Below are 22,974 nucleotides of genomic sequence, written 5' to 3' on the forward strand. Positions count from 1 at the left end.
GAAAGATGCGCTGGTTCCTTTTGGCATTAGGTTTGTTAGTGGTACCCGGCCTGGCCCAGACCCCGCCTCCGCCAACCAACCAGGTGGAAAAGCAGGATCCCTTGAAGCTGGGCGTGCAGCTTTACGCCCTGGGCCGGTACGAGGCGGCGCTGGAACTCTTTGAGCGCGCCTTGCGGGAAAGGCCTCAAGACCCCGATGTCCTGTACTGGTTGGCTCGGGCCCAGCTGAAAGTGGGGCTTTTGAACCCAGCTTTGGAAAACGCCAAGGGCCTGGTGGCCCGGAACCCCCGGTACATTGGGGGATACATGGTTCTTTCCGAGGCCTATGTGGCCCTCTATCGGGCCTCGGAGGACCGGGAAAAGGGAAAGGCTTATCTGGAGCAGGCTCTGACCGTGCTGCGGGATGCCGAGCGGGTGAATCCCCGCTACGCCCCCCTCTTTGCCCAGCGGGGCTTGGTCTACGCTTTTTTGGGCCAGGTGGACAAGGCGGAGGAGGCCTTTAAGAGGGCCCTTAGCCTGCAGGATTCCGCAGAGGTGAGGGCGGCCTTGGCCGAGCTCTATCTGGCCGCGGGCCGGTTGGACGAGGCCCTAGAGCAGTACGCCAAGGCGGTGGGGCTTTCCCCCAAGGATGGAAGCTTGCGGGTGCGTTATGCCTCGGCCCTTATGGTGAAGGGGCGGGCCGAGGAGGCGGTGCGGGTTCTGGAGGAGGGGCACCGGCTCAAGCCCCTGGACGCGGAGGGCTGGTACACCCTGGGCCAGGCCTATTTCGTCCTGGGCCGCCATAAGGAGGCAGGGGTGGCCCTGGAGAATGCGGTGGCTTTGGCTCCCTTGCGCTTCCCCGCCGCTTACTACTACTTGGGCCAAGTCTACCTGGCTTTAGGGGATGCCCAGAAGGCCAAAAGCCGCCTTACGGTGGCGGTGCGCCTCGAGCCCAAGCGGGCCGAGTACCGATACCAGCTCTGCCTGGCCAACGAGAAGCTGGGGGACAAAGAGGGTGCCCGCTACCAGTGCAAGGAGGCTTTAAAGTTGAAGCCCGGCTACAGGGAAGCGGAGGAGGTGCTTAGGCGCCTGTAGGGTATTGGGTGTGGAAAATGTAACGGGTGGACTCCTGGCTTCCAGTGCCAGGAGTAACCTTTATTGGGGGAAAGAGGATATGGAGGTTTGAAGGAGGCTGCACCTACCCGGGGCTCCCGAGAGGGGGGTGGGGGTGCGGGATAGCGGTTGCGCTGCGGGGCTACGCTATGGTGAACCCAGGCCAGGCTTTCCCCCTTGCCGAAGATACCCCTGGATCCCGAACTTCCCCTGGAGCTCATGGCCCAACTGCACCAGCATGCGGTGCGCTACGCCTGGACCCGGGGCATACATGGAGCGGCCCTCTTTGACCTTTCCGGACAGCTTCTCTACCTCAACGAGGATATCGGCCGCCACAACGCCGTGGACCGCTTGGCAGGGTACATGCTCCTGGAGGGCGTACGGCCTCCCGTGCTCTTGGCGGTAACCGCAACAGCCCCTGCGGTGAGCCTGGCCCAACGCTACGGCCTGGCCCTGGCCGCCTATGTGCGCCCAACAGGCTACCGCCTCTACGCCCCAGGTGGTATGCCGGTGCCCGAGGGAGTCCTCAGGCCTTAGGCTCTTCCTTCTTCTCCTCGCCTTCCTGGAGGCCCTTTTTGAACTCCTTGGCCGACTGGCCAATGCCCCGGGCCAGCTCGGGGAGCTTCTTGGCGCCGAAGAGGAGGAGGATGACGAGAAGGATGAGGAGGATTTCCACCGGACCTAATTGCATGGGGCCATTGTAGCACGCCTTGACCCTCTTGAGGTCAAGTGTTATCGTGGCCTCTGGGGTGGCCTTAGGCCCCGGGGCGTAGCGCAGGCCGGTAGCGCACCTGCTTTGGGAGCAGGGGGTCGCCCGTTCAAATCGGGCCGCCCCGACCACGCGGGAGTAGCTCAGTTGGTAGAGCATCGGCCTTCCAAGCCGAGGGTCGCGGGTTCGAGTCCCGTCTCCCGCTCCAGATGGCCGGGGTGAAGGTTCACCCCGGCTTCGCGTATGGGCCCGTAGCTCAGGGGACAGAGCAGCCGCCTTCTAAGCGGTAGGTCGGGGGTTCGAATCCCTCCGGGCCCGCCATTTCCAGGACGCAATGCTTTACCCCCCGGTAGCATGGCCGGGGGTCTTTGGTACGGTTGAGGTACTGCTTTTGCCGGCGGTTCCCCTTGCCGAGGGGGCTGGGAAGCGGGCTCAGGCGTGGTATCCTCAAGGCCGGCCCTCGAGGCCCGATCCATGCTGAAGCTGGAGAACATCACTAAGCGCTTCGGTTCCGTGGTGGCCAACCGCCGCATCACCCTCGAGGTGGCCCCGGGAGAGGTTCTGGCCCTCCTGGGGGAGAACGGGGCGGGGAAGACCACCCTGGTGAGCATCCTCTACGGCCTTTATGCCCCGGATGAGGGGAGGATTCTGCTGGAGGGCAAGGAGGTGCGGATCCCGTCCCCCAAGGCCGCCCAGCGCCTGGGCATCGCCCTCGTGCCCCAGCATCCTGAGCTTATCGAGGCCCACACCGTGGCCGAGAACCTGGCCTTGGGGCTTGACCTTCCGGCCGTGTTCTCCCGCCGGGCCTTGGTGCGGCGGCTTAGGGCGCTATTGGAAGGCCACCCTTTGGGCGTGGACCTCGAGGCGCCCGTGGCCCGGCTTTCCGCGGGGGAGAAGCAGCGGGTGGAGCTTTTGCGCGCCCTCCTGAACCGCCCCAAGGTCCTCATCCTGGACGAGCCCACCAGCGTCTTGACCCCCAAGGAGGCGGAGGCCCTTTTCCAGGAGATCCAACGCCTGAAGGCCGTGGGCCTTTCCGTGATCTTCATCAGCCACAAGCTGGACGAGGTTCTGGCCATTGCCGACCGCATCGCCGTCCTCCGGGCCGGGGAAAAGGTGGGGGAGGTCTTGCGCCAGGAGGCCGACAAGGACCTCCTGGTGCGCCTCATGGTGGGCCGGAGCCTGGCCCCGCCCCCCAAGGTGCCCCCGCCCCGGGAGGAAGTGATCCTCGAGGTGGAGGACCTTCTGGTGCCCCGGCACGGTTTCCCCGTCCAGGGGGTTTCCTTCAGCCTAAGGGCAGGGGAGGTCTTGGGGATAGCGGGGGTGGCGGGAAGCGGACAGGCCGAGCTGGTGCAGGCCTTGGCGGGCCTTAGGCCCTTCCGGGGAAGGATAAGGTTTAGGGAAGGCCCGTGGCCCCGGGACCCGGCCCGGCTTTTCGCCCTGGGGGTGGCCCACATTCCCGAGGAGCGGAGCATGGGCGTGGTGGAGGGCATGAGCGTGGCGGAGAACCTGGCCTTGAGGACCTACCGCCGCTTTGCTCCTGGGGGCATCCTGAACCACCGGGCCATGGAAAAAGAGGCGGAGGCCCTCATCGGGCGCTACGGCATCCGTACCCCCTCCCCCCGGACCCCTGTGCGTTTCCTTTCCGGTGGGAACGTGCAAAAGGTCATTTTGGCCCGTGAGCTCCAGGTAAGCCCCCGCTTGCTTCTCGCCATGCACCCCACCTATGGGGTGGACGTGGGGGCCAGCGAGGAGGTCCACGGACGCATCCTGGACCTGGTGCAGGCAGGCTCGGCCGTGCTTCTGGTGAGCGAGGACCTGGATGAGATCCTAAGCCTTTCCCACCGGGTGGCGGCCTTGTACCATGGCCGCTTCGTGGGACCCATTCCCCGGGAAGAGGCGGACCGGGAGCGCCTGGGGCGGATGATGACGGAGGGGCGGGTATGAGGTGGGAGCTGGAGCCAAACCCCACCCGGGGAAAGGTGTTGGGAGCCTATGCCCTCTTTCTCCTCCTGGCCCTTTTTCTTTTGGGCCTCATTTTCCTGGCTTACGGCGTACCCCCACTTAAGGCGTACGCCCTCCTTTTCTCCCCCCTCACGGATACCCTGGGCTTGGCGGAGGTGGCGCGGCGCACCATCCCCCTTCTCCTCATCGGCTCGGGCCTAGCCCTGGCCTTCCGGGTGGGCTTTTTCAACATCGGAGCGGAGGGGCAGCTCCTTTTGGGGGCGGTGGGGGCCGCTTACGTGGCCCTTTTCCTTCCCCCGGGTCCTTGGACCCTGCCCCTGATGTTTCTCCTGGGGGGTAGCCTGGGAGCAGTATGGGTGGGGATTGCCGCTTGGCTTCGGGTGCGCTTCGGGGCCAACGAGATCCTCACCACCCTCATGCAGAACTACCTGGCTTACTACCTGGTGGTTTACCTGGTGGCCGGTCCCTGGAAGGGAAGGCAGGTTTTCGGCTTCCTCTATACGGACCGCTTTCCCCCCGAAGCCCAGCTTCCCCGCCTGGGGGATACCTTGGTGCACTGGCCCACCCTGGTTTTGGGGATCGCAGCAGCCTTGCTCCTTCAGACTCTCCTTTTCCGCACCCCTTTGGGCTTTGAGTGGCGCATCCTGGGCGAAAATCCCAAGGCGGCGCGGTACCTGGGCTTGAAGCAGGGAAGGCTCCTCCTTCTGGCCGCGCTTTCTTCCGGCCTCCTAGCTGGGCTTTCGGGGGTGGGGGAGGTGGCGGGGATCCACCTGAGGCTTTTGGAGCCGGCCCAGATCTCCCTGGGCTACGGCTTCACCGCCATCCTGGTGGCCTGGTTGGCCAGGGGGAGGCCTCTCGGGGTTCTCCTCACCGCTCCCCTCTTGGGGCTGGTCCTGGCGGGAGGGGATGCGTTGAAGCTTGCCCTTTCCATGCCCTTCCGGGTGGTGGACGTGGTGGCGGGGCTTTTGCTTTTGAGCTTCATCGGGGCGGAGGCCTTAAGCCGCCACCGCCTGGTCTGGAGGCGCTGATGGAAGAGGCCCTTTTGCGTGCGGTCCTTTTCGGTACCCCCATCCTGCTGGCCTCGCTCGGGGCCCTTCTCTCCGAGCGGGGCGGGGTGGTGAACCTGGGGGTGGAGGGCATGATGGCCCTTGCCGCCCTGGCGGCCTTTGCCGTGGGTCTGGAAGCCCACCCGGTCCTGGGGGTGCTGGCCGGGGTGGGGGTGGGGTCTTTGCTGGGGTTATTCCTGGGGGTGTTCGCCGTTTCCCTGAGGGCCAACCAGTTCGTGGCGGGGCTGGCCCTGGCCGCCTTGGGGCTTGGGGCCTCGGGGCTTTTGGGGAAGCGGTACGAGGGGGTGCCCCTCCCCAACCCCTTGCCGGAAGGGGTTTTGGCGGCGCTGGCTTTGGCCTTGGCCTTCGGCCTTCACCTCCTTTTCTTCCGCACCCGGTTTGGCCTTTACCTGAGGAGTGTGGGGGAAAACCCCAAGGCGGCGGATCTCTTCGGGGTCAGCGTGGATGGGGTGCGCTACGGGGCCTTGGCCCTGGGAGGCGGGCTTATCGGGATGGCGGGGGCCTACCTTTCCCTGGCCTACCGGCCTTCCTGGACGGATGGCATGACCTCGGGGCTGGGGTGGGTGGCCATCGCCTTGGTGATCCTGGCCGCCTGGCAGCCCCTAAGGGCGGTTTTCGGGGCCTATCTTTTTGGCCTTTTGTTCTTCCTGCAGTTCCGGTTGCAGGGCAGTGTACCTATACCGTCGGAGGCCTTCGCCGCCATGCCCTACCTTTTGGTTATCCTGGTTCTGGCCCTTTCGGGCCGTGCCCGGGCCCCTAAGGCCCTGGGCCAGCCCTTTGACCGGGGGAGGTGAAGGATGAGGAAGGCATTAGGCGTTTTGTTGCTGGCGTTGGGGTTGGCATGGGCCCAAGGGGATAAGCTCAAGGCCTGTTTCATCTACGTGGGGCCCATCGGGGATGCCGGGTGGACCTACGCCCACGACCAGGGGCGTAAGAAGGCGGAGGCAGCCCTTCCCTGGCTGGAAACCCGGTATGTGGAAAGCGTGCCCGAGGCCCAGGCCCTTCCGGTCATGGACCGGTTCGTGAAGGAAGGGTGCCAGGTGATCTTTGCCACCAGCTTTGGGTACATGGAGGCGGTCCTCGAGGGGGCCAGGAAGTACCCGAACGTCATCTTCGCCCACGCCACCGGGATCAAGCGGGCCCCCAACGTGGCCACCTACATGGCGGACTTCTACCAGGTCTACTACCTGAACGGCCTGGCGGCAGGGGCCCTTTCCAAGACGGGCAAGGTGGGGTATGTGGCCGCCTTTCCCATCCCTGAGGTGAAGCGGCACATCAACGCCTTCGCCCTGGGGGTCCGGGCGGTGAACCCCAAGGCCCAGGTTTTGGTGCGCTGGATCAACGCCTGGTACGACCCGGCCAAGGCCCGGGAGGCCACCGAGGCCCTTTTGGCCCAGGGAGCGGATGTCTTTGCCTTCACCGAGGACACCCCCACGGTGATCCAGACGGCGGCCAAGAAAGGAGCCTATTCCTTCGGCCACTACACCCCCATGCTGAAGTTCGCCCCGGGCCACGTGGTTTCCGGCCAGATCGTGCGCTGGGAGGTGATCTACATTGACTTCCTCAAGAAGGTCAAGGAGGGGGTTTACACCGCCAAGAACCTGGAGAACGTGGACTACTTCTGGCTCCTCCAGCATAAGGCGGTGGAGATGGGGGCGGACTACGGGGTGCCCATCAACCCCAAGCACGTTCCCCTGTTGCAAAAGGCCAGCCTGACGGTGGGCGGGAAAAAGGTGAGCGTCTACGACCGCATCATGACCCTGCTTAAGGACATGCAAAGCCCCAAGCCCACCTTTGATCCCTTCACCGGCCCCATCCAAGACCGCAAGGGAGTGGTGCGCATCCCCGCCGGGAGGAAGGCCAGCCTAGAGGAGCTCCTCACCATGGAGTGGGCGGCCCCTGGGGTGGTGGGGGACTGGCCCGGGGAACCCAGGTAGAACCGAGAAGGCCTGGGGGCCAGGGATATTTCCCTGGCCCTCCCTTCTTGATCCCGCCCGCGAAAGCTAGGACTAGAGGGCTTGGAAGACCGCCTCGAGGATCTCCAACCCCATGGCCGCCTCCTCCTCCTTGAGGATGAGGGGCGGGGCGATGCGGAGGGCGGAAGGCCCGGCGGGGAGGAGGAGAAGCCCCTTCTTGAAGGCCAGCTCCACGGCCTTGTCCCTGAGGTCGGGCCGCTCCTCCTCTTGGGTGCCGAAGTCCAGGCCGATCATGAGCCCCCTCCCCCGCACGTCCCCCAGGAAGGGGAAGCGGGCCTGCATGGCCTTGAGCTCCCTGAGGAGGTAGGCCCCCACCTGCCTGGCGTTTTCCATGAGGCCCCCTTCCAAAAGGTCCAAGGTGGCGTGGGCGGCGGCGGCGGCCACCGCCTGGCCGCCGAAGGTGGTGCCGTGGGCCCCGGGGCGCCAGCTTGCGAGCTCCTCCCGGAAAAGAAGGGCGCTCAGAGGGTAGCCGGAGGCCAGGCCCTTGGCCAGGACGTAGACGTCCGCCTTGACCCCCTCGTGCTCGAGGGCGAAGAAGTGCCCGGTGCGGCCAGCGCCCGACTGCACCTCATCCGCCACCAGGAGGATGCCGTAGCGTTCCAGAAGAGCCTTGAGCTCGGGGATGAATCCCGGCGGAGGCACCAAATATCCCCCTTCGCCCTGGATGGGCTCCAAGAAGAAGGCGGCCACCTCCTCCGGGGGAACCACGGTGCGGAAAAGGTGCTCCAGGTATTCCAGCACCGCTTTCCCCACCTCTTCCGGCCTTGCCCCCAGGGGGGGGCGGAAGGGATTGGGGAAGGGGACGTGCACCACCCCGGGAAGGAGAGGGGAGAAGCCCTTGCGGTAGGCGCTTTTGCTGGCGGTGAGGGAGAGGGCCCCAAGGCTTCTTCCGTGGAAGGCCCCGGTAAAGGCCAGGAGGTAAGGCCTTCCCGTGTGGTGGCGCACCAGCTTGATGGCGGCTTCGATCCCCTCGGTGCCGGAGTTGCCGAAGAAGACCCGGTACCCTCCGCCAAGCCTTCCCACCAGCCTTTCCGCCAGGGAAAGGGTGGGCTCGTGGGTGAAGTCGGAGAAGCACACGTGGGCGAAGCGTTCCGCCTGGGCCCGCACCGCCTCCAGCACCCGGGGGTGGGCGTAGCCGGTGGTGTTCACCGCTATCCCCGCCATGAAGTCCAGGAAGATGTTCCCGTCCACGTCCTCCAGGAATACCCCTTGCCCGCGAGCGGGCACGAAGGGATAGGGCCGGATGTAGGAGGTGGAAAGGACCGCCTGGCCCCTTTCCAGGAGGGCCTGGGCTTTGGGTCCCGGCAGGGGGGTGTGGATCCTGGGTTTCATACGGGGCCAGTCTACCAGGGGACGGATCCCTTTCCCAGGCGCATTTTATGCGGGGAAGGTGGCGCTTTTTACACCAGAAGGCCCTCGGCCTTAAGGTAAGGCCGGGCGTAGAAGAGGGTAAGGGCGGTGGAGGCATCCTGGATTTCCCCCGTTTCCAGGAGGCGGTAGACCTCCTTTAGGGAAAGCTCCACCGTTTCCAAAAGTTCGCCGTCCTCGAGGGCCGGCCTTCCCACCACCTCCGCCTCCAGGGCCAAAAAGGGATGGAAGACTACGGCGGTGAAGGAGGGCTGGGGGTGGAAGGGGGGAAGGGGGAAGAACCGCCTGGCCTCGGCGCCCACCTCCTCCAGAAGCTCCCGTTGGGCGGCCTCCAGGGGGGTTTCCCCGGGATCCACCTTGCCCGCAGGGATCTCCAGGAGGAACTTGCCCGTGGGGTGGCGGTACTGGCGGATGAGGAGGGCGGTGGCCTTGTCGGTCACGGGAAGGACGAAACTCGCCGCCACCGGCCCCGGGCGGTAGATGTAGGTGAGCTCCTTCCCGGTGTGGGTGCGCACCCTCTCCTTCACCAGCCTCACCGGCTCGGTGAGGATCTCCTCCAGCTCTATCCGTTCCCAAGGGCTCATTTCGCTAAGCGCTCGATGACCCGCCGTACCTTCTCCCCGGGGGCCCTGGGGCCCAGGGCCTTGGTCACCACCCCGATGGCCGCCAGGGGGGTCTTGAACTGGGACAGGTCTATGTTTTCCCGGATCCAGGCCTCGATCTCCTCCTCGCTCATCTCCTTGGGGAGGAAGCGGTCCAAAAACTCCACCTCAAAGGTGTTGCCCTGCTCCAGGGCGATCTCGCGCAGGGCCTTGAGCACCTTCACCGCCTCGACATCGGGCAGGGGCTTACCATCCCCTTTTCGGTCCAGCTCCGCCTTCACCACCCGGGCGAAGTCCAGGGTCTTCTGGTCCCGGGCCTTCATGGCCTCCTTGATGGTTTCCTTGATGGCCTCGTAGATGCTCATCCCCCTTAGTGTAGCCGGTAGAATGCGCCTTATGTGGGCGCTTCTTTCCGTTTCCGACAAGAGGGGGCTCGTGCCCTTCGCCCAAGGGCTTTTAAGGCTTGGTTATAGGCTCTTGGCCACGGGGGGCACCCACAGGGCCTTGGTGGAGGCGGGGTTTCCCGTCACCTACATCTCGGACTTCACGGGTTTTCCCGAGGTCCTCGAGGGCCGGGTCAAGACCCTCCACCCCAAGGTGCATGCCGGGCTTCTCGCCCGGCCCGACCAGGAGGAGGAGCTCAAGGCCCTGGGCTTTGAGCGGATCAGGGTCCTGGCGGTCAACCTCTATCCCTTCCGGGAGACGGTGGCCAGGGGAGCGGATTTCGCCGAGGCCCTGGAGCAGATCGACATCGGGGGCCCCGCCATGCTCCGGGCGGCGGCCAAGAACCACATGGCGGTCCTGCCCGTGTGCGACCCTGAGGACTACCCTCGGGTGCTTCAGGCCCTCGAGGAAGGCCCTTCCCTCGAGTTCCGCAGGGAGCTTGCCCGCAAGGCCTTCGCCCACACCGCCAGCTACGACGCCGCCATTGCCGAGTGGCTTGCCGGGGAGAAGTTCCCCCCCGAGAAGTTTTTGGTCCTCAGGCGGGAAAGCCCCTTGCGCTACGGGGAAAACCCGCACCAGGAAGCGGCCCTTTACCGGGTGTATGGAGAAAAGGGGCCTCTTTTGGAGGCCCGGGTCCTCCAGGGCAAGGCCATGAGCTTCAACAACTACCTGGACGCCGAGGCCGCCTGGAACCTGGTCTCGGAGTTTGAGGGCCCTGCCTGCGTGGCCATCAAGCACCAGAACCCCTGCGGGGTGGCCTTGGGGGAAGGTCCTTTGGAGGCGTACCGGAAGGCCTACGAGGCGGACCCGGTTTCCATCTTCGGGGGCATCGTGGCCTTTAACCGGGAGGTGGACGGACCCACGGCGGAGGCCATGAGGGAGGTCTTTTTGGAGGTGGTCCTGGCCCCGGGCTTCACCCCGGAGGCCCTGGCGGTCTTTTCCCGCAAGAAGAACCTCCGGCTCCTCGAGGTGCCCTTCCCTGCAGAAGGCCCCTACCTGGACCTCCGCCGCCTGAGGGGCGGGGTGCTTCTCCAGGATGCGGATACCCTGGATCCCATGGAGCCCAAGGTGGTCACGCAAAAGGCCCCCACCCAGGAGGAGTGGCAGGACCTCCTCTTTGCCTGGAAGGTGGTGAAGCACGTGCGGTCCAACGCCATCGTGGTGGCCAAAGGGGGCCAGACCCTGGGCATTGGGGTGGGGCAGACCAACCGCTACGCCTCCGCCAAGCATGCCCTGAAGACCGCCAAGGAGAAGGCCAGGGGGGCGGTATTGGCCTCGGATGCCTTCTTCCCCTTCGACGACGTGGTGCGCCTGGCGGGGGAGTTTGGCATCAGCGCCATCATCCAGCCCGGGGGAAGCGTGCGGGACGAGGATTCCATCCGGGCGGCGGACGAGCTGGGCATGGCCATGGTGTTCACCGGGGTGCGGCACTTTAAGCACTAGGCGCACATGGAGTATGATGTTACGTGTGAAAGCCCATGTGCGCTACACCATAAGCCTGGATCCTATCCTGGCGCAGTACGTGGAGGAGATGCGCACCCGCCTGGGCCTTACCAGAAGCGAGGTGTTCGCCTTGGCCCTGAAGCGTTTGAGAGAGGTGGAGCTTGCCCAGGGGTACCGCGACCTAGCCAAGGATGCTGATTTTCTCCAGGATCCCCTCCTGGACTCCGGCTTGGAGGAAACCCTGGCAGAGACCTCGTGGAGCTGAGAAGGGGCGACATCCTCCTAGTAGACTTTGACCCGGGAAGTCCCGGGGAGGCCGCCAAGGTGCGGCCCGCCATCCTGGTGACCAACGATGTGGCCAACGCTTACTCCCCGGTTCTGGTGGTGGTGCCCTTAACTTCCAACATTTCCCGGATTTATCCCTTTGAGCTATTCCTTCCTGCAGACCGCACCGGTTTGGACCGGGACAGCAAAGCCCAGGTCCAGCTCATCCGCCATGTTCACCGCAGAAGGGTTAGGGCGCACCTGGGGACGCTTCCTGGGGATCTTCTAGAGGCTTTGGACATTCGGATTCGGGAGCATTTGGGTCTTGAGTAACCAAAAAGGAGCCCCGCAGGGCTCCTTTAAACCCAAGGGAGCGCTTAGTAGGCCTTCTTGCCTTGGGCTTCCCGCAGGCGCTGGTGAGCCTCCTTAAAGCCCACCAGCTTCCGGCTTTCCTCATCGTAGAGGTGCATGTCGGCGAAGGCGATTTTGAAGGCATCCTTGAGGGTAACCGTGGGGGCCACCTTGACCAGGTCCACCTCCTCCTGCACCTTGGGCAGGAGGTAGTTGGGGATCTTGGGGGCCAGGTGGTGGATGTGGTGGAAGCCGATGTTCCCGGTGAGCCACTGGAGCACCTTGGGGAGCTTCAGGTAGGTGCTTCCCTCCATGGCCGCCTTCAAGTGCTCCCAGCGAGGGTTGTGCTCCCAGTAGACATCCTCAAACTGGTGCTGCACGTAGAAGAGGAAGATGCCGATCATTCCCGCCAGGTACTGGATGGGCAGGTAGACGAAGAGGAGGGTCTTAACCCCGAAGAAGGCCACGATTCCGGCCAGCAGAAGGGCTAGGAAAAGGTTGGTGAGGGCCACGGAGTTGCGCACAGAAGGCTTGTCCGAGCCGTAGCCCAGAGGAAGCCGGTAGGAGAGCATAAAGACGTAGATGGGCCCCAGGAAGAACATGATCCAGGGGTTCCGGTAAAGGCGGTACTTGAGCCTGTCCCAGGGGCTGGCCTTGAGGTACTCCTCCAGGGTCATGGTGTAGATGTCCCCCACCCCCCGTTTGTCCAGGTTGCCGCTGGTGGCGTGGTGCCGGGCGTGGGATAGCTGCCAGTGGTGGTAGGGAACGAGGGTCAAGACCCCGGCGAGGAAGCCCAGGAGGTCGTTCATCCACTTCTTGGGGAAGAAGGAGCCGTGACCGGCGTCGTGCTGGAGGATGAAGAGGCGCACCAGGAAGAGGGCGGCCAGGGCGTCTAAGGCCAGGGTAAGGAAGAGGGAGACCGAAAGGGCCCGGTGGGCCAGGTAGAAGAGGAGGAGGAGGGGGAGGAGGGTGTTCGCCACCTGGCGGAGGCTTCTGGCCACGTTGGGCTTGGTATAGGGCTTAATAAGGGGGATCCAGTCCCTGGGTTCTATCTTTTTCATCTTTACCCCGTGCCCGGGAGCACGCCCCATTCTCCCCGGGGCCAGGGTGAGAGGGGTGAGAGGCTACCTCGGCCTAAGGCGCTCCTCCGAGTCCAAAAGGAGGGTGACGGGGCCGTCGTTCACCAGGTGGACCCGCATGTGGGCCCCGTAGATGCCGGTTTCCACGTGCACGCCCTGTTCCAAGAATGCCTCTATGGCGGCCTCGTAGAGCCTTTTCCCCACATCGGGGGGTGCGGCCTTGATAAAGGAGGGGCGGTTGCCCTTGCGGGTGTCGGCGTATAGGGTGAACTGGCTCACTAAAAGCACCTCCCCCCCCACCTCCTTGAGGGACCGGTTCATCTTGCCGGCTTCGTCCTGGAAGATGCGCAAGCTTACGATCTTGCGGGCCAGGTAGTGGGCGTCCTCCACGGTGTCCTTTTGCCCCACCCCCAGGAGGACCAGAAGCCCGAGGCCGATCCTCCCCACCTCCTCGCCCTCCACCTCCACGAAGGCCTCGGTGACCCGTTGCACCACCGCCCGCATGCTTCACCCCCTGGGCCCGGCGAAGAGGGCCACGGTGCCCGGGCCCGCGTGGACGCTCACCGCAGCCCCTGCCCGCAAGGTGCCCAAGACCTCCACGCCTTCCGCCCTCAGGGCCTCGCCCAAGGTCCTGGCGCCCTCCGGGTTGCCCGCATGGGCCAGGTAAACGAGTCCCCCATCCGGGAAGTCCCGGCGGAAGAGCTCCACCAGCCTGCGCAGGCCCTCCTTGAAGCCCCGCACCCGGGGGCCAGCCAGGACCCGGCCCCCCTTGACCTCCAGCACCGGAAGGATGCTGAGAAGCCCGCCCATGAACCTCTGCAGGCCGGAGATCCGCCCGGAGCGGTGCAGGTAGATAAGGGTTTCGGGGAGGACATAGCCCCGCACCCTCTCCCGGTAGGGGGCAACGGCTTCCTCCAGGTGTTCCCAGGCCACCCCTCTTATCAGAAGCCGGCGGGCTTCCTCCAGCACCAAGAGGAGGCCCCCGTTCAGGGACCAGGAGTCCAGCACCTTGACCCTTTCCCCGAACTCCCGGGCCACCGCCATGGCGGTGGCCACGGTTCCCGAGAGGTGGCCGGACACGTGGACGGAAAGAACCCGCTCGTGGGTTTGCAGTAGGGTTTCATAGGTGGAGCGCAGGTCCTCGAGGGCCACCTGGCTGGTGGAAAGCCGCTCCCCTCGGCGCAGGAGGTCTAGGACCTCCTCGTCGGTGATGTCCAGCTGGTCGCGGAGGGTTCTATTCCCCCAGATCACCTGCTGGGGCACCACGTGAATGCCCTGTTTTAAGGCCTCTTCGGGGCACAGGCCTAAGGTGGAGTCGGCCACGAAGGCTACTTTAGAGGCTGTAGGCATAGAACCCGTAGGCTCCGGGGCCGATGTGGCTGGCGATCACCGCCCCCAGCTCGCTCGCCAGGGCTTCCTCCACCGGCAGGCCCGAAGAGAGGACCATTTCCTTCAGTTCCCTGACCGCACCCTCCTCGGCGCTATAGAGGAAGAAGGCCCGGATATGTTCCCTTCCCCTGGCCCAGGCTTGGAAGTCCTTTAGGATTTCCTCCTTAGCCTTCCTTTCCCCCCGGGCCCGGCCCGCCGCCTCCGCCCGGCCCTCCTTTACGGTCAGGATGGGCTTGATGCCCAGGAGGGTACCCAACAGGGCCTGGGCCCCGCCGATCCGCCCGCCCCGCTTTAAAAACTCCAGGGTGGCCACGCTGAAGCGCACGAAGTGATCCTGGCGGATGCGCTCAAGCTCGCGGATGACCTCGGGCAGGGCCTGGCCTGCTTGCAAGAGCTCGTGGGCCCGCAGGAGCATCATGCCTATCCCCAAGGAAGCGGCCTGGCTGTCAAAGACGGTGATCCGCTCCGGAAAGTTTTGCGCCGCAAGAAGGGCGGACTGCACGGTGCCCGAGAGTTTGGCCGAGATGTGGATGGAAAGCACGTGGTCGGCCTCCTGCAGGGCCTCCTGGTAGGCTCGCTGGAAATCCTCAGGGGAAGGCTGGCTGGTGGTGGGAAAGGCCTCCCCCTCCCGCACCTTCTTGAAGATCTCCTCGGGGGTGATCTCCTCCCAGTCCCTGTAGATGCGTCCTCCCAGGTTCACGTAAAGGGGCACCACCCTTACCCCCAGGCGTTCCCTTAAGGCCCTGGGTAGGTCAGAGGTGGAGTCGGTGATCAAGGCTACCTTCATATCTCCTCCTTGTGCTCCCGGACAAGATACCACAGGCTTGTGGTGTAGTGTACCGGGCTTGTTGCTGGAAGAGGGGCTTTCTGCTAGGGTCAAGGGTATATGTGGCGGGTCCTGGTTTCCGACGAGATGCGGCTTGGGGATGTGAAGTACCCAGGGGTGCTTTTGGACTACCGGCCGGGGATCGGGCGGGAGGAGCTTTTGGAGATCATCCCCGCCTACGATGCCCTCATCACCCGGAGCCGAACCCAGGTGGATGCTGAGCTACTGAAGCGGGGCAAGCGGCTCAAGGTGGTGGGACGGGGCGGGGTAGGCGTGGACAACGTGGACCTCGAGGCGGCAAGCCGCCTGGGCATCCTGGTGGTCAACGTTCCCGAGGCCAACACCCGCTCGGCGGCGGAGCTGGCCTTTGGTCTTCTCTTGGCGGCGGCCCGGGGCATCGCCCTTTCCGACCGCAAGATCCGCGCCGGGGAGTGGGACCGGAAGTTCCTGGGCCTGGAGCTTAAGGGGAAAACCCTGGGCATCGTCGGCCTGGGGAGGATCGGAAGCCAGGTGGCCCGCTTCGCCAAGGGGTTTGAGATGCGGGTCTTGGCCTACGACCCCTACATCCCCCGGACCCGGGCGGAGAGCCTGGGAGTGGAGCTCCTGGAGGACCTTTCCGACCTCCTCCGTCAGAGCCACTTCCTCACCGTCCACACCCCCCTCACCGAGGAAACCTGGGGGATGATCGGGAGGAGGGAACTCTACCTCCTCCCCCGGGGGGCGGTGGTGGTGAACGCCGCCAGAGGGGGCATCGTGGACGAGAAGGCCCTGTTGGAGGTGTTGGAGGAAGGCCACCTGTTCGCCGCGGGTCTGGACGTGTTTGCCCAGGAGCCTCCTCCCAAGGACCACCCGCTTCTTAACCACCCGAAGGTGGTCCTCACCGCCCACCTGGGGGCCAACACCTTTGAGGCCCAGGACCGGGTGGGGGAGGCGGTTTTGGAGCGGGTGGTGCGCACCCTGGAGGGGGATCTTTCCTATGCCCTGAACACCGGGTTTGATCCCGAGGCCCTCGAGGCCCTGAGGGGATTCCTGCCCCTGGGGGAGGCGTTGGGGAAGCTTCTTGCCCAGATCACCCGGGGCCGGCCCGAGGTGCTGGAGGTAAGCTTCCTGGGCCGGTTTGAAAAGGACCCCGAGCCCGTGGCCAGTGCCGTGGCCAAGGGCTTCCTCTCCCGGGTGCTGGGGGAGGAGATGGTGAACCTGGTTTCCGCCAGGCCCCTCCTTAAGGACCGGGGCATCCGGCTCGTCACCCGCAGGCAGGAGGAGGCGGGGGAGTACACCAGGCTTCTGGAGGTGCGCCTTGCCACCGACCAGGAGGAGCGCCGGGCCCGCGGGGTGGTGATGGCGGGTAAGCCCCGCCTGGTGGGCATCGACGACTATGCCCTCGAGGTGGTGCCGGAGGGGTACATGCTGGTCTGCGTCAACTACGACCGGCCGGGGGTGGTGGGCCAGGTGGGAACCCTCCTGGGCGAGGCCGGGGTCAACATCGCCGGGATGCAATTGGGCCGGGATGTGCCGGGGGGAAGGGCCCTTTTTGTTCTCACCGTGGACGAGAAGCCAAGCCCGGAGGTGCTGGAGGCCCTTAGGGCCCTCCCCGTGCTGGAACGGGTGGACCTGGCGGAGGTTTAGCCCAGGAGACGGGCACGCTTTTCCTTCGGCTTTGTGGCCTGGCTAAAGGGGTGGGTTTGGGTGAGACAACAGGCACGAGCAGCTTGAATCGTGAAGCAAAGCACTAACGCTTGGGGTGCTAACGCTTTTTCCCGAACCCGTAGACCAGTTCCTCCCCCTTGCGCACCACCAGGAGGATGGCGGACCGGCCCAGGCTGTCCTTGAGGAGGTAAAGGCTTCGCACCTCCCCATCTATGGTTTTCTCCTCCTGCCTCTCCACGAAGTAGCCTGCGGCGGCGAAGCTGGTGAGCACCTGCTGGACGAAAGCAGCGTGGAGCCTGCTGGCGATGCCTTTGGCCACGAAGGCCTCGAGGGCATACCCCTTGGCCTCGGGAAAGCGAAGGAGGAGGGGTTCAGGTTTTTTGGCCTTGTAGCTTCCCGCCGGCAGGCGCACCGCTGGGTCCAGGCTGGAGGCCAAGGCCACCACGGCGGTGGCCTCCAGGAGGGTCTGGGCAAAGCCCACGCCGCCCAAAAGCAGGAGGACCAGGAGAAGCACCCTGAGCTTTGGCATATAGGGATCTTACCCCATCAGGAGGTCTTGGGCCTTGAGGGCCAGGTGGACCTGGGCCAGGACCTCGGGTCGGGACAGGGAGCCCAGGGCGGCTTCGATCCGCTTGAGGCGGTAGCGCAGGGTGTTGGGGTGGATGTGGAGGGAAGAGGCCGCCTCCTCCACGCTGCCTGTGGCCATGTACACCTCGAGGGTCTTCAGGAGCTTCGGGGGCAGGGGTAGGTAGCGTTCCACCAGGGCCTTCAGGTCCTCGGGGGACTGCTGGAGAAGCACAAAGGCCACGGGATCCAGGCCGCTGAAGGAAAGGGCCTCCCCCGCCCGGGCCGCCTTGAGGGCGATGAGGGCCTCGCGGTAGGCGTTTTGCACCTCATCGCCAGCGGCGTGGACCGCGGAATACCCCAGCCGGCTTCCCGGGGGCAGGGCAGAAAGGAGGTCTTGCGCCTCCTTCTTGGGGTTGTGCACCTGCCACATGGCCGCCAGGCGGTTTCCCCGGGTGGTGAGGAGGTAGGGCACGCCCAGCCGGTCCAGGAAGGTGCCGGCCCGGCGCCTTAGTTCCAGGGTGGCCTCCCGCCTCTGCTCCTCCGCCAGCCGGTGGCGGCCCGGTACCGCCTTGGGTTCCACCAGGGCCAGGACCCACTCCACCCCCTCGGTAAAGCCGAAGGCGAAGAGCCGGTCGGGTTCCGCCTCCCCCAGGATGAGGCCCTCCAGGAGCGCCCCGCCCAGGGATTCCTCCCGCATCCTTTCCAGGGAGCGTTCCAGGGCCCGCACCCGGAGGAGCCGGGCGGCCACCTCCAGAAGGCCCCGGGCCTGCCGTAGACCCTCCTCCTCCCCGTAGGCCACCAGAACACCCTCCCCTGCCTCAAGGGAAAGCCATCCCCGGCCTTCCCCGGGCTCCTTGGGGTGCTGGGGAGGCACGGGGCCGGCAAATCCCAGCACCTCTTCCCAGGGGGCTACCCGGGCCAGGGCCAGGCCCGTGGCCTGGTAGAGGACTTCCAGGAAGGGCCTTTCCGGAAGCTTCAACAGGAGGTCCAAAAGCCCGGCCATCCCCAGGCCCGAGCCCAGGTGGAAGAGGCGCAGGGCCACCGCCTTGGCCAGTTCCTCCCGCTTCAGCCAAGGAGGGTAGACCGCTACCCCCAGGCCCTCCTTCCGGGCATACTCCAGGAGTTCCGGGTCCGGGGCCGGAAGGAGGAAGCCGGAAGCGGTGCGGTAGCGCCAGAGGTTTCCCTCGGGGCGGGTGAGGAGAAGGGCTCCCTCCAGGGGCAGGAGGGGCTTGGCCCCCTCCAGGAGGTAGAGGACGGGCCTATAGGAGGGGACCAGGACCTCGAGGCCCAGGTCTTGGACCAGATGGAGGAAGGTAATGGAGGTTTGGCTAAACTCTGGCATGGGTATTGTTGGTTTGCACAATATACCCTCCTCGACCAGGGTGCAAGGGGGGTCATTTTGTGTCAAGGAACAAATATGGGCGCAATCTTGTGCTCCTTACAGTTGCCCTCCCGGGCCGGGAGGGCCATCCTAAGGGGCGAAAGGAGCAGCATGTTCCGCGGGTCCATTCCTCCCTTACCCACACCCTTTCGGCGAGGCCGGATCGACGAGGAAGCCCTACGGGGTTTGGTGGAGCGGGTAATCCAAGGGGGCTCCCATGGTCTTAGCGTGGGGGGCACCACGGGCGAGCCCGGCACCCAGACCCTGGAGGAGCGAAAGCGGGTGATCGAGATCGCCCTGGAGCAGGCGGCGGGCCGGGTTCCCGTCATCCCCGGCACCGGGGCCCTCAGGCTTGAGGAAACCCTCGAGCTCACCCGCTTCGCCAGGGAAGCAGGGGCCCAGGGAGCCATGGTCATCGTCCCCTACTACGTTAAACCCAACCAGGAGGGACTTTACCGCTACTTCGCCGAGGTGGCCCAGGCGGTGCCCGACTTTCCCATCCTCATCTACAACATCCCGGGCCGGGCAGGGGTGGAGATCGCCCCGAAGACCGTGGCCCGCCTCAGGCGGGACTTTCCCAACATCGTGGGGCTCAAGCATTCCTCCAAGGACCTGGAGTACCTCTCCCAGCTCTTCCAGGAGGTGGGCCAGGACTTCCTGGTGTTCTGCGGCTTGGAAAGCCTCACCCTGCCCATGATGAGCCTGGGAGCGGTGGGGACCATCGCCGCCACCGCCAACTGGCTCCCCAAAGAGGTGGCGAGGCTCACGGAGCTGGCCCTGGCGGGGGATTTCCGGGGGGCCAGGGAGCTTCATTACCACCTCCTCGAGGCCAACGAGGCCATCTTCTGGGACACGAATCCCATTCCCCTGAAGACGGTGCTCTCCTGGATGGGCCTTTTGGAGAAGGAGTGGCGCCTCCCCTTGGGTCCCACCACCCCCGAGGTGGAGGAAAGGCTTAGGGCCATGGCCCGGCGCTACGGGCTTTTGGAGGGTGAGGGATGAAGCTCTGCCGTTTCCTGGCTAAGGGAAGGCTCCATCACGGGGTGTATAGGGAAGGCGTCCTCCTGGACGAAGCTGGGGAGGCCCATGATCCCGAGGGGGTCACCTGGCTCCTTCCCTTCACCCCCGGCAAGGTGATCGGGGTGGCCCTGAATTATGCGGACCATGCCGAGGAGCTGGGCCTTTCCCGTCCCGGTGCTTTGCCCGAAGGGCAAACAGGTATTGCGGAGCCCGCGCTTTTTTGGAAGCCGAACAATAGCCTCCTTCCCCATAAGGGCGTGGTGCGTTACCCAAAAGGGGCGGAGTACATGCATTACGAGGTGGAGCTGGCGGTGGTGGTGGGCCGGCCCATGCGCAGGGTGAAGGCCAAGGAGGCCTTGGACTACGTCCTGGGATACACCATCGCCAACGACCTGGTGGTGCGGGACTACGTTTCCAACACCTTCCGTCCCCCCATCCGGGCCAAGGGACGGGATACCTTTGGCCCCCTTGGACCCTTTCTGGTGGTGGGGGAGGTGGAGGATCCCCAGAACCTTACCCTGAGGGCCTATGTGAACGGGGAGCTTCGTCAGGAAGGGCACACCTCGAGGATGCTCTACAGCGTGGCGGAGCTTTTGGAGTACATATCCGAGTTCATGACCCTGGAGCCCTACGACGTCATCCTCACCGGGACGCCCAAGGGCATAAGCCGGGTGCTTCCCGGGGATGTGATGCGGCTGGAGATCCAAGGGCTTGGCGCTTTGGAAAACCCCATAGAGGAGGAGGCATGAGGTACCCGGACCAGGTGGCAGGGATTCCCTGGGAAAGGATCGAGGCCATTCGAAACGCCCTAAAGGGGTGGACGGCCCTCCACTTCATCGGCGGGGAGTTCCGCCCCTCGGAAAGCGGGGAGGTCTTCCCCACCTTGGATCCTTCCACCAACGAGGTGCTCTCCCATGCGGCCCGGGGTGGGGAAAGGGAAGTGGACCGGGCGGCCAAGGCGGCCCACGAGGCCTTCCAGCGGTGGAGCCGCACCCCGGCCCGGGAGAGGAAGCGCTACCTCCTGAGGATCGCCGAGCTTTTGGAAAAGCATGCGGATGAGCTGGCGGTGGTGGAGGCCTTGGATGCTGGGCAGGTGCTGCGGATTGTCAAGGCCCAGGTGGCCCGCTCTGCGGAGAACTTCGCCTTCTACGCCGAGTACGCCGAGCACGCCATGGAGGACCGCACCTTCCCCGTGGACCGGGACTGGCTTTACTACAGCCTGAGGGTCCCGGCTGGGCCGGTGGGCATCATCACTCCCTGGAACGCTCCCCTGATGCTTTCCACCTGGCGCATCGCCCCGGCCCTCGCCTTTGGGGACACGGTGGTCCTGAAGCCCGCGGAGTGGAGCCCCTTAACCGCCAGCAAGCTGGCGGAGATCGTGCAGGAGGCGGACCTTCCCCCTGGGGTCTTCAACCTGATCCAGGGCTACGGCGAGGAGGCAGGGGCTGCCCTGGTGGCCCATCCCCTCGTTCCCCTCATCACCCTCACCGGGGAGACGGAAACCGGGAGGATCGTCATGCAAAACGCCGCCCGCCACCTTAAGCGGCTCTCCCTGGAGCTTGGCGGGAAAAGCCCGGCCTTGGTCTTTGCTGACGCCGATTTGGAAAGGGCTTTGGATGCGGTGGTCTTCCAGATCTACTCCTTCAACGGGGAGCGGTGCACAGCGAGCTCCCGCCTCCTGGTGGAGGAGTCCATCTTTGAAACCTTTGTGGAGAGGGTAGCCGAAAGGGCGCGGGCCATCCGGGTGGGCCATCCCCTGGACCCCGAGACCGAAGTGGGCCCCCTCATCCACCCCGAGCACCTGGAGAGGGTTTTGGGGTATGTGGAGGCGGGCCTTAAGGAGGGGGCAAGGCTTCTCGTGGGCGGAAGGAGGGCCACCACCTCCTTCCGCGGGGAGGATCTTTCCCAGGGGAACTACCTGGAGCCCACCCTCTTCGTGGGGGAAAACCACATGAAAATCGCCCAGGAGGAGATCTTCGGGCCCGTCTTGGTGGCCATTCCTTTCAAGGACGAGGAGGAAGCCCTTAGGAAGGCCAACGACACCCGGTATGGCCTTGCGGCCTACGTGTTCACCCGGGACTTGGAAAGGGCCCATCGCCTGGCCCTGGAGCTAGAGGCGGGCCTCGTCTACCTGAACAGCCACAACGTGCGCCACCTGCCCACCCCCTTTGGCGGGGTGAAGGCCAGCGGGGAGCGGCGGGAGGGTGGCCTTTATGCCCTTGAGTTTTACACCGACCTCAAGGCCGTGGGGCTTCCCCTAAGGCCCCCCCACGTGCCCAAGTTCGGAAAGAGGTGAGAGGATGGCGAGAACAGGAGCGGAGTATCTGGAAGCTTTGAAGGAGCGCCCCCCCAACCTCTGGTACAAGGGGGAAAAGGTGGAGGACCCCACCACCCATCCCGTCTTCCGGGGGATCGTGCGCACCATGGCAGCCCTCTATGACCTGCAGCACGACCCCCGGTACCGGGAGGCTCTCACCTACGAGGAGGAGGGGAAGCGGCACGGGATGAGCTTCCTCATCCCCAAGACCAAGGAGGACCTGAAGCGGCGGGGCCAGGCCTACAAGCTTTGGGCGGACCAGAACCTGGGGATGATGGGCCGTAGCCCGGACTACCTGAACGCCGTGGTCATGGCCTATGCCAAAAGCGCCGAGTACTTCGGGGAGTTTGCCGACAACGTGCGGGCCTACTACCGCTACCTCCGCGACCACGACCTGGCCACCACCCACGCCCTCACCAACCCCCAGGTGAACCGGGCCAAGCCTCCCTCGGCCCAGCCCGACCCCTACATCCCCGTGGGGGTGGTGCGGCAAACAGATAAGGGGATCGTGGTGCGGGGAGCCCGCATGACCGCCACCTTCCCCCTGGCGGACGAGGTCCTCATCTTCCCTTCCACCCTGCTTAAGGAGGGGCCGGGCAACGAGAAGTACGCCATCGCCTTCGCCCTGCCCACCTCCACCCCGGGCCTTCACTTCGTCTGCCGCGAGGCCTTGGTGGGAGGGGATAGCCCCTTCGACTACCCCCTTAGCAGCCGCCTCGAGGAGATGGACTGCCTGGTGATCTTTGACGATGTATTGGTCCCTTGGGAGCGGGTCTTCATTTTGGGGAACGTGGAGCTCTGCAACAACGCCTATGCCGCCACGGGGGCCTTGAACCACATGGCCCACCAGGTGGTGGCCTTGAAGACCGCCAAGACCGAGGCCTTCCTGGGGGTGGCGGCCTTGATGGCCGAGGGGATCGGGGCCGACGCCTACAGCCACGTACAGGAGAAGATCGCCGAGATCATCGTCTACCTGGAGGCCATGCGGGCCTTCTGGACCCGGGCCGAGGAGGAGGCCAAGGAGAATGTCTTTGGCCTGCTGGTACCCGACCGGGGGGCCTTGGACGGGGCGAGGAACCTGTACCCCAGGCTGTATCCCCGGCTTAGGGAGATCCTGGAGCAGATCGGAGCCAGCGGCCTGATCACCCTGCCCTCGGAGCGGGACTTTAAGGGGCCCCTGGCCCCCTTGCTGGAGAAGTATCTGCAGGGGGCTACCCTCGAGGCCAAGGAGCGGGTGGCCCTCTTCCGCCTGGCCTGGGACATGACCCTTTCGGGATTCGGAGCCCGGCAGGAGCTTTACGAGCGTTTCTTCTTCGGGGATCCGGTGCGCATGTACCAGACCCTCTTTAGCGTCTACGATAAAAAGCCCTACAAGGAGCGGATCCGCGCCTACCTGAAGAGGGCGCTTTCCGTGTTTGCGGAGGTGGAGGCGTGACGGGTGCCTTTCCCGAGGGGCCTGCGGGTTTGCCCA

24 protein-coding genes and 3 tRNA genes are annotated in these 22,974 nt (G+C 65.1%); 17 read left to right on the plus strand and 10 right to left on the minus strand.

The window, feature by feature from the left end; genetic code table 11:
- Positions 1 to 5 precede the first annotated feature (5 nt).
- Positions 6 to 1,073, plus strand: coding sequence for a tetratricopeptide repeat protein (locus tag F604_RS0104125; RefSeq protein ID WP_019550530.1), 1,068 nt, complete (start codon positions 6 to 8; stop codon positions 1,071 to 1,073).
- Between the two features lie 195 nt (positions 1,074 to 1,268).
- Complete coding sequence (locus tag F604_RS11880; protein ID WP_248644121.1) at positions 1,269 to 1,628, plus strand: formate dehydrogenase accessory sulfurtransferase FdhD; 360 nt, start codon at positions 1,269 to 1,271, stop codon at positions 1,626 to 1,628.
- Here the strand turns inward: F604_RS11880 and tatA are convergent.
- Positions 1,618 to 1,782, minus strand: a complete 165-nt coding sequence (tatA, locus tag F604_RS0104135) for a twin-arginine translocase TatA/TatE family subunit (protein WP_019550531.1) — start codon at positions 1,780 to 1,782, stop codon at positions 1,618 to 1,620. The genes F604_RS11880 and tatA overlap by 11 nt on opposite strands.
- Positions 1,783 to 1,854: 72 nt before the next feature.
- Between tatA and F604_RS0104140 the strand changes: the two genes are divergently transcribed.
- The 7 genes from F604_RS0104140 (at position 1,855) to F604_RS0104170 (ending at position 6,766) form a co-directional block, all read left to right on the plus strand.
- Positions 1,855 to 1,931, plus strand: a tRNA-Pro gene (locus tag F604_RS0104140).
- Position 1,932: 1 nt separating this feature from the next.
- Positions 1,933 to 2,008 (plus strand) — tRNA-Gly (locus F604_RS0104145).
- Between the two features lie 37 nt (positions 2,009 to 2,045).
- Positions 2,046 to 2,121, plus strand: a tRNA-Arg gene (locus F604_RS0104150).
- A gap of 153 nt (positions 2,122 to 2,274) precedes the next feature.
- Positions 2,275 to 3,744 carry an ABC transporter ATP-binding protein gene (locus F604_RS0104155; RefSeq protein ID WP_026328959.1) on the plus strand — a complete coding sequence of 490 codons (1,470 nt, stop codon included), beginning with the start codon at positions 2,275 to 2,277 and terminating at the stop codon, positions 3,742 to 3,744.
- On the plus strand, positions 3,741 to 4,790 hold the full coding sequence (locus tag F604_RS0104160; RefSeq protein ID WP_019550533.1) for an ABC transporter permease: 1,050 nt from the start codon (positions 3,741 to 3,743) through the stop codon (positions 4,788 to 4,790). Before F604_RS0104155 ends, F604_RS0104160 begins: the two co-directional genes overlap by 4 nt.
- A complete protein-coding gene (locus tag F604_RS0104165; protein ID WP_019550534.1) occupies positions 4,790 to 5,623 on the plus strand; it encodes an ABC transporter permease in 834 nt (277 codons plus the stop codon). The genes F604_RS0104160 and F604_RS0104165 overlap by 1 nt, the downstream gene beginning before the upstream one ends.
- A gap of 3 nt (positions 5,624 to 5,626) precedes the next feature.
- On the plus strand, positions 5,627 to 6,766 hold the full coding sequence (locus tag F604_RS0104170) for a BMP family ABC transporter substrate-binding protein (protein WP_019550535.1): 1,140 nt from the start codon (positions 5,627 to 5,629) through the stop codon (positions 6,764 to 6,766).
- A 72-nt stretch (positions 6,767 to 6,838) separates the two neighbouring features.
- On the opposite strand, the gene F604_RS0104175 is transcribed toward F604_RS0104170, so the two are convergent.
- The 3 genes from F604_RS0104175 to F604_RS0104185 all read right to left on the minus strand — a co-directional run bounded on the left by F604_RS0104175 (position 6,839) and on the right by F604_RS0104185 (position 9,140).
- A complete protein-coding gene (locus F604_RS0104175; protein ID WP_019550536.1) occupies positions 6,839 to 8,137 on the minus strand; it encodes an acetyl ornithine aminotransferase family protein in 1,299 nt (432 codons plus the stop codon).
- Between the two features lie 68 nt (positions 8,138 to 8,205).
- Positions 8,206 to 8,757, minus strand: coding sequence for an NUDIX hydrolase (locus tag F604_RS0104180; RefSeq protein ID WP_019550537.1), 552 nt, complete (start codon positions 8,755 to 8,757; stop codon positions 8,206 to 8,208).
- On the minus strand, positions 8,754 to 9,140 hold the full coding sequence (locus F604_RS0104185) for a GatB/YqeY domain-containing protein (protein ID WP_015716924.1): 387 nt from the start codon (positions 9,138 to 9,140) through the stop codon (positions 8,754 to 8,756). The genes F604_RS0104180 and F604_RS0104185 overlap by 4 nt, the downstream gene beginning before the upstream one ends.
- Positions 9,141 to 9,171: 31 nt before the next feature.
- Here F604_RS0104185 and purH point away from each other — a divergent pair, with 31 nt between their 5' ends.
- From purH to F604_RS0104200, 3 genes are read left to right on the plus strand one after another with little or no spacing between them, the layout of a single operon-like run.
- Positions 9,172 to 10,662 carry a bifunctional phosphoribosylaminoimidazolecarboxamide formyltransferase/IMP cyclohydrolase gene (gene purH / locus F604_RS0104190; RefSeq protein WP_026328960.1) on the plus strand — a complete coding sequence of 497 codons (1,491 nt, stop codon included), beginning with the start codon at positions 9,172 to 9,174 and terminating at the stop codon, positions 10,660 to 10,662.
- Positions 10,663 to 10,678: 16 nt separating this feature from the next.
- On the plus strand, positions 10,679 to 10,927 hold the full coding sequence (locus F604_RS0104195) for a hypothetical protein (protein WP_234944448.1): 249 nt from the start codon (positions 10,679 to 10,681) through the stop codon (positions 10,925 to 10,927).
- Positions 10,918 to 11,259 carry a type II toxin-antitoxin system PemK/MazF family toxin gene (locus F604_RS0104200; RefSeq protein ID WP_015716927.1) on the plus strand — a complete coding sequence of 114 codons (342 nt, stop codon included), beginning with the start codon at positions 10,918 to 10,920 and terminating at the stop codon, positions 11,257 to 11,259. The genes F604_RS0104195 and F604_RS0104200 overlap by 10 nt, the downstream gene beginning before the upstream one ends.
- Positions 11,260 to 11,303: 44 nt before the next feature.
- On the opposite strand, the gene F604_RS0104205 is transcribed toward F604_RS0104200, so the two are convergent.
- From F604_RS0104205 to F604_RS0104220, 4 genes are all read right to left on the minus strand, one after another.
- Positions 11,304 to 12,338: a fatty acid desaturase gene (locus F604_RS0104205; protein WP_019550539.1), complete on the minus strand. Its 1,035-nt coding sequence runs from the start codon at positions 12,336 to 12,338 to the stop codon at positions 11,304 to 11,306.
- Between the two features lie 63 nt (positions 12,339 to 12,401).
- Positions 12,402 to 12,860: a D-aminoacyl-tRNA deacylase gene (dtd, locus tag F604_RS0104210; RefSeq protein WP_019550540.1), complete on the minus strand. Its 459-nt coding sequence runs from the start codon at positions 12,858 to 12,860 to the stop codon at positions 12,402 to 12,404.
- Between the two features lie 3 nt (positions 12,861 to 12,863).
- Positions 12,864 to 13,706: a DegV family protein gene (locus F604_RS0104215; protein WP_019550541.1), complete on the minus strand. Its 843-nt coding sequence runs from the start codon at positions 13,704 to 13,706 to the stop codon at positions 12,864 to 12,866.
- Positions 13,690 to 14,532 carry a DegV family protein gene (locus F604_RS0104220; RefSeq protein WP_019550542.1) on the minus strand — a complete coding sequence of 281 codons (843 nt, stop codon included), beginning with the start codon at positions 14,530 to 14,532 and terminating at the stop codon, positions 13,690 to 13,692. The genes F604_RS0104215 and F604_RS0104220 overlap by 17 nt, the downstream gene beginning before the upstream one ends.
- Before the next feature lie 99 nt (positions 14,533 to 14,631).
- Here F604_RS0104220 and serA point away from each other — a divergent pair, with 99 nt between their 5' ends.
- A complete protein-coding gene (serA, locus tag F604_RS0104225; RefSeq protein WP_019550543.1) occupies positions 14,632 to 16,197 on the plus strand; it encodes a phosphoglycerate dehydrogenase in 1,566 nt (521 codons plus the stop codon).
- Between the two features lie 118 nt (positions 16,198 to 16,315).
- Here serA and F604_RS0104230 read toward each other — a convergent pair whose 3' ends face one another.
- Both F604_RS0104230 and F604_RS0104235 read right to left on the minus strand, forming a co-directional pair.
- Positions 16,316 to 16,747, minus strand: a complete 432-nt coding sequence (locus F604_RS0104230; protein WP_019550544.1) for a hypothetical protein — start codon at positions 16,745 to 16,747, stop codon at positions 16,316 to 16,318.
- A 9-nt stretch (positions 16,748 to 16,756) separates the two neighbouring features.
- The gene (locus F604_RS0104235) at positions 16,757 to 18,127 is read right to left on the minus strand and encodes a PucR family transcriptional regulator (RefSeq protein WP_038044530.1); all 1,371 of its coding nucleotides are present in this window, start codon (positions 18,125 to 18,127) and stop codon (positions 16,757 to 16,759) included.
- A 150-nt stretch (positions 18,128 to 18,277) separates the two neighbouring features.
- On the opposite strand from F604_RS0104235, the gene hpaI reads away from it, so the two are divergent.
- The 4 genes from hpaI to hpaB are packed head-to-tail and all read left to right on the plus strand — an operon-like array spanning position 18,278 to position 22,938.
- Positions 18,278 to 19,168, plus strand: coding sequence for a 2,4-dihydroxyhept-2-ene-1,7-dioic acid aldolase (gene hpaI, locus F604_RS0104245; RefSeq protein ID WP_019550547.1), 891 nt, complete (start codon positions 18,278 to 18,280; stop codon positions 19,166 to 19,168).
- The gene (locus F604_RS0104250) at positions 19,165 to 19,935 is read left to right on the plus strand and encodes a fumarylacetoacetate hydrolase family protein (RefSeq protein WP_019550548.1); all 771 of its coding nucleotides are present in this window, start codon (positions 19,165 to 19,167) and stop codon (positions 19,933 to 19,935) included. The genes hpaI and F604_RS0104250 overlap by 4 nt, the downstream gene beginning before the upstream one ends.
- Complete coding sequence (gene hpaE, locus F604_RS0104255; protein ID WP_019550549.1) at positions 19,932 to 21,482, plus strand: 5-carboxymethyl-2-hydroxymuconate semialdehyde dehydrogenase; 1,551 nt, start codon at positions 19,932 to 19,934, stop codon at positions 21,480 to 21,482. The genes F604_RS0104250 and hpaE overlap by 4 nt, the downstream gene beginning before the upstream one ends.
- A 4-nt stretch (positions 21,483 to 21,486) precedes the next feature.
- Positions 21,487 to 22,938 carry a 4-hydroxyphenylacetate 3-monooxygenase, oxygenase component gene (hpaB, locus tag F604_RS0104260; protein WP_019550550.1) on the plus strand — a complete coding sequence of 484 codons (1,452 nt, stop codon included), beginning with the start codon at positions 21,487 to 21,489 and terminating at the stop codon, positions 22,936 to 22,938.
- The last annotated feature ends 36 nt before the right edge of the window (positions 22,939 to 22,974 follow it).

Source organism: Thermus scotoductus DSM 8553, from assembly GCF_000381045.1.
GTDB classification, from domain to species: Bacteria; Deinococcota; Deinococci; order Deinococcales; family Thermaceae; genus Thermus; species Thermus scotoductus.

Excerpts from the sequence above, each read along its gene's own strand:
- F604_RS0104125 (WP_019550530.1), top strand. The coding sequence starts at position 6 with ATGCGCTGGTTCCTTTTGGCATTAGGTTTGTTAGTGGTACCCGGCCTG.
- tatA (WP_019550531.1), bottom strand. The coding sequence starts at position 1,782 with ATGCAATTAGGTCCGGTGGAAATCCTCCTCATCCTTCTCGTCATCCTC.
- F604_RS0104155 (WP_026328959.1), top strand. The coding sequence starts at position 2,275 with ATGCTGAAGCTGGAGAACATCACTAAGCGCTTCGGTTCCGTGGTGGCC.
- F604_RS0104160 (WP_019550533.1), top strand. The coding sequence starts at position 3,741 with ATGAGGTGGGAGCTGGAGCCAAACCCCACCCGGGGAAAGGTGTTGGGA.
- F604_RS0104165 (WP_019550534.1), top strand. The coding sequence starts at position 4,790 with ATGGAAGAGGCCCTTTTGCGTGCGGTCCTTTTCGGTACCCCCATCCTG.
- F604_RS0104170 (WP_019550535.1), top strand. The coding sequence starts at position 5,627 with ATGAGGAAGGCATTAGGCGTTTTGTTGCTGGCGTTGGGGTTGGCATGG.
- F604_RS0104175 (WP_019550536.1), bottom strand. The coding sequence starts at position 8,137 with ATGAAACCCAGGATCCACACCCCCCTGCCGGGACCCAAAGCCCAGGCC.
- F604_RS0104180 (WP_019550537.1), bottom strand. The coding sequence starts at position 8,757 with ATGAGCCCTTGGGAACGGATAGAGCTGGAGGAGATCCTCACCGAGCCG.
- F604_RS0104185 (WP_015716924.1), bottom strand. The coding sequence starts at position 9,140 with ATGAGCATCTACGAGGCCATCAAGGAAACCATCAAGGAGGCCATGAAG.
- purH (WP_026328960.1), top strand. The coding sequence starts at position 9,172 with ATGTGGGCGCTTCTTTCCGTTTCCGACAAGAGGGGGCTCGTGCCCTTC.
- F604_RS0104195 (WP_234944448.1), top strand. The coding sequence starts at position 10,679 with ATGTTACGTGTGAAAGCCCATGTGCGCTACACCATAAGCCTGGATCCT.
- F604_RS0104205 (WP_019550539.1), bottom strand. The coding sequence starts at position 12,338 with ATGAAAAAGATAGAACCCAGGGACTGGATCCCCCTTATTAAGCCCTAT.
- dtd (WP_019550540.1), bottom strand. The coding sequence starts at position 12,860 with ATGCGGGCGGTGGTGCAACGGGTCACCGAGGCCTTCGTGGAGGTGGAG.
- F604_RS0104215 (WP_019550541.1), bottom strand. The coding sequence starts at position 13,706 with ATGCCTACAGCCTCTAAAGTAGCCTTCGTGGCCGACTCCACCTTAGGC.
- F604_RS0104220 (WP_019550542.1), bottom strand. The coding sequence starts at position 14,532 with ATGAAGGTAGCCTTGATCACCGACTCCACCTCTGACCTACCCAGGGCC.
- serA (WP_019550543.1), top strand. The coding sequence starts at position 14,632 with ATGTGGCGGGTCCTGGTTTCCGACGAGATGCGGCTTGGGGATGTGAAG.
- F604_RS0104230 (WP_019550544.1), bottom strand. The coding sequence starts at position 16,747 with ATGCCAAAGCTCAGGGTGCTTCTCCTGGTCCTCCTGCTTTTGGGCGGC.
- F604_RS0104235 (WP_038044530.1), bottom strand. The coding sequence starts at position 18,127 with ATGCCAGAGTTTAGCCAAACCTCCATTACCTTCCTCCATCTGGTCCAA.
- hpaI (WP_019550547.1), top strand. The coding sequence starts at position 18,278 with ATGTTCCGCGGGTCCATTCCTCCCTTACCCACACCCTTTCGGCGAGGC.
- F604_RS0104250 (WP_019550548.1), top strand. The coding sequence starts at position 19,165 with ATGAAGCTCTGCCGTTTCCTGGCTAAGGGAAGGCTCCATCACGGGGTG.
- hpaE (WP_019550549.1), top strand. The coding sequence starts at position 19,932 with ATGAGGTACCCGGACCAGGTGGCAGGGATTCCCTGGGAAAGGATCGAG.
- hpaB (WP_019550550.1), top strand. The coding sequence starts at position 21,487 with ATGGCGAGAACAGGAGCGGAGTATCTGGAAGCTTTGAAGGAGCGCCCC.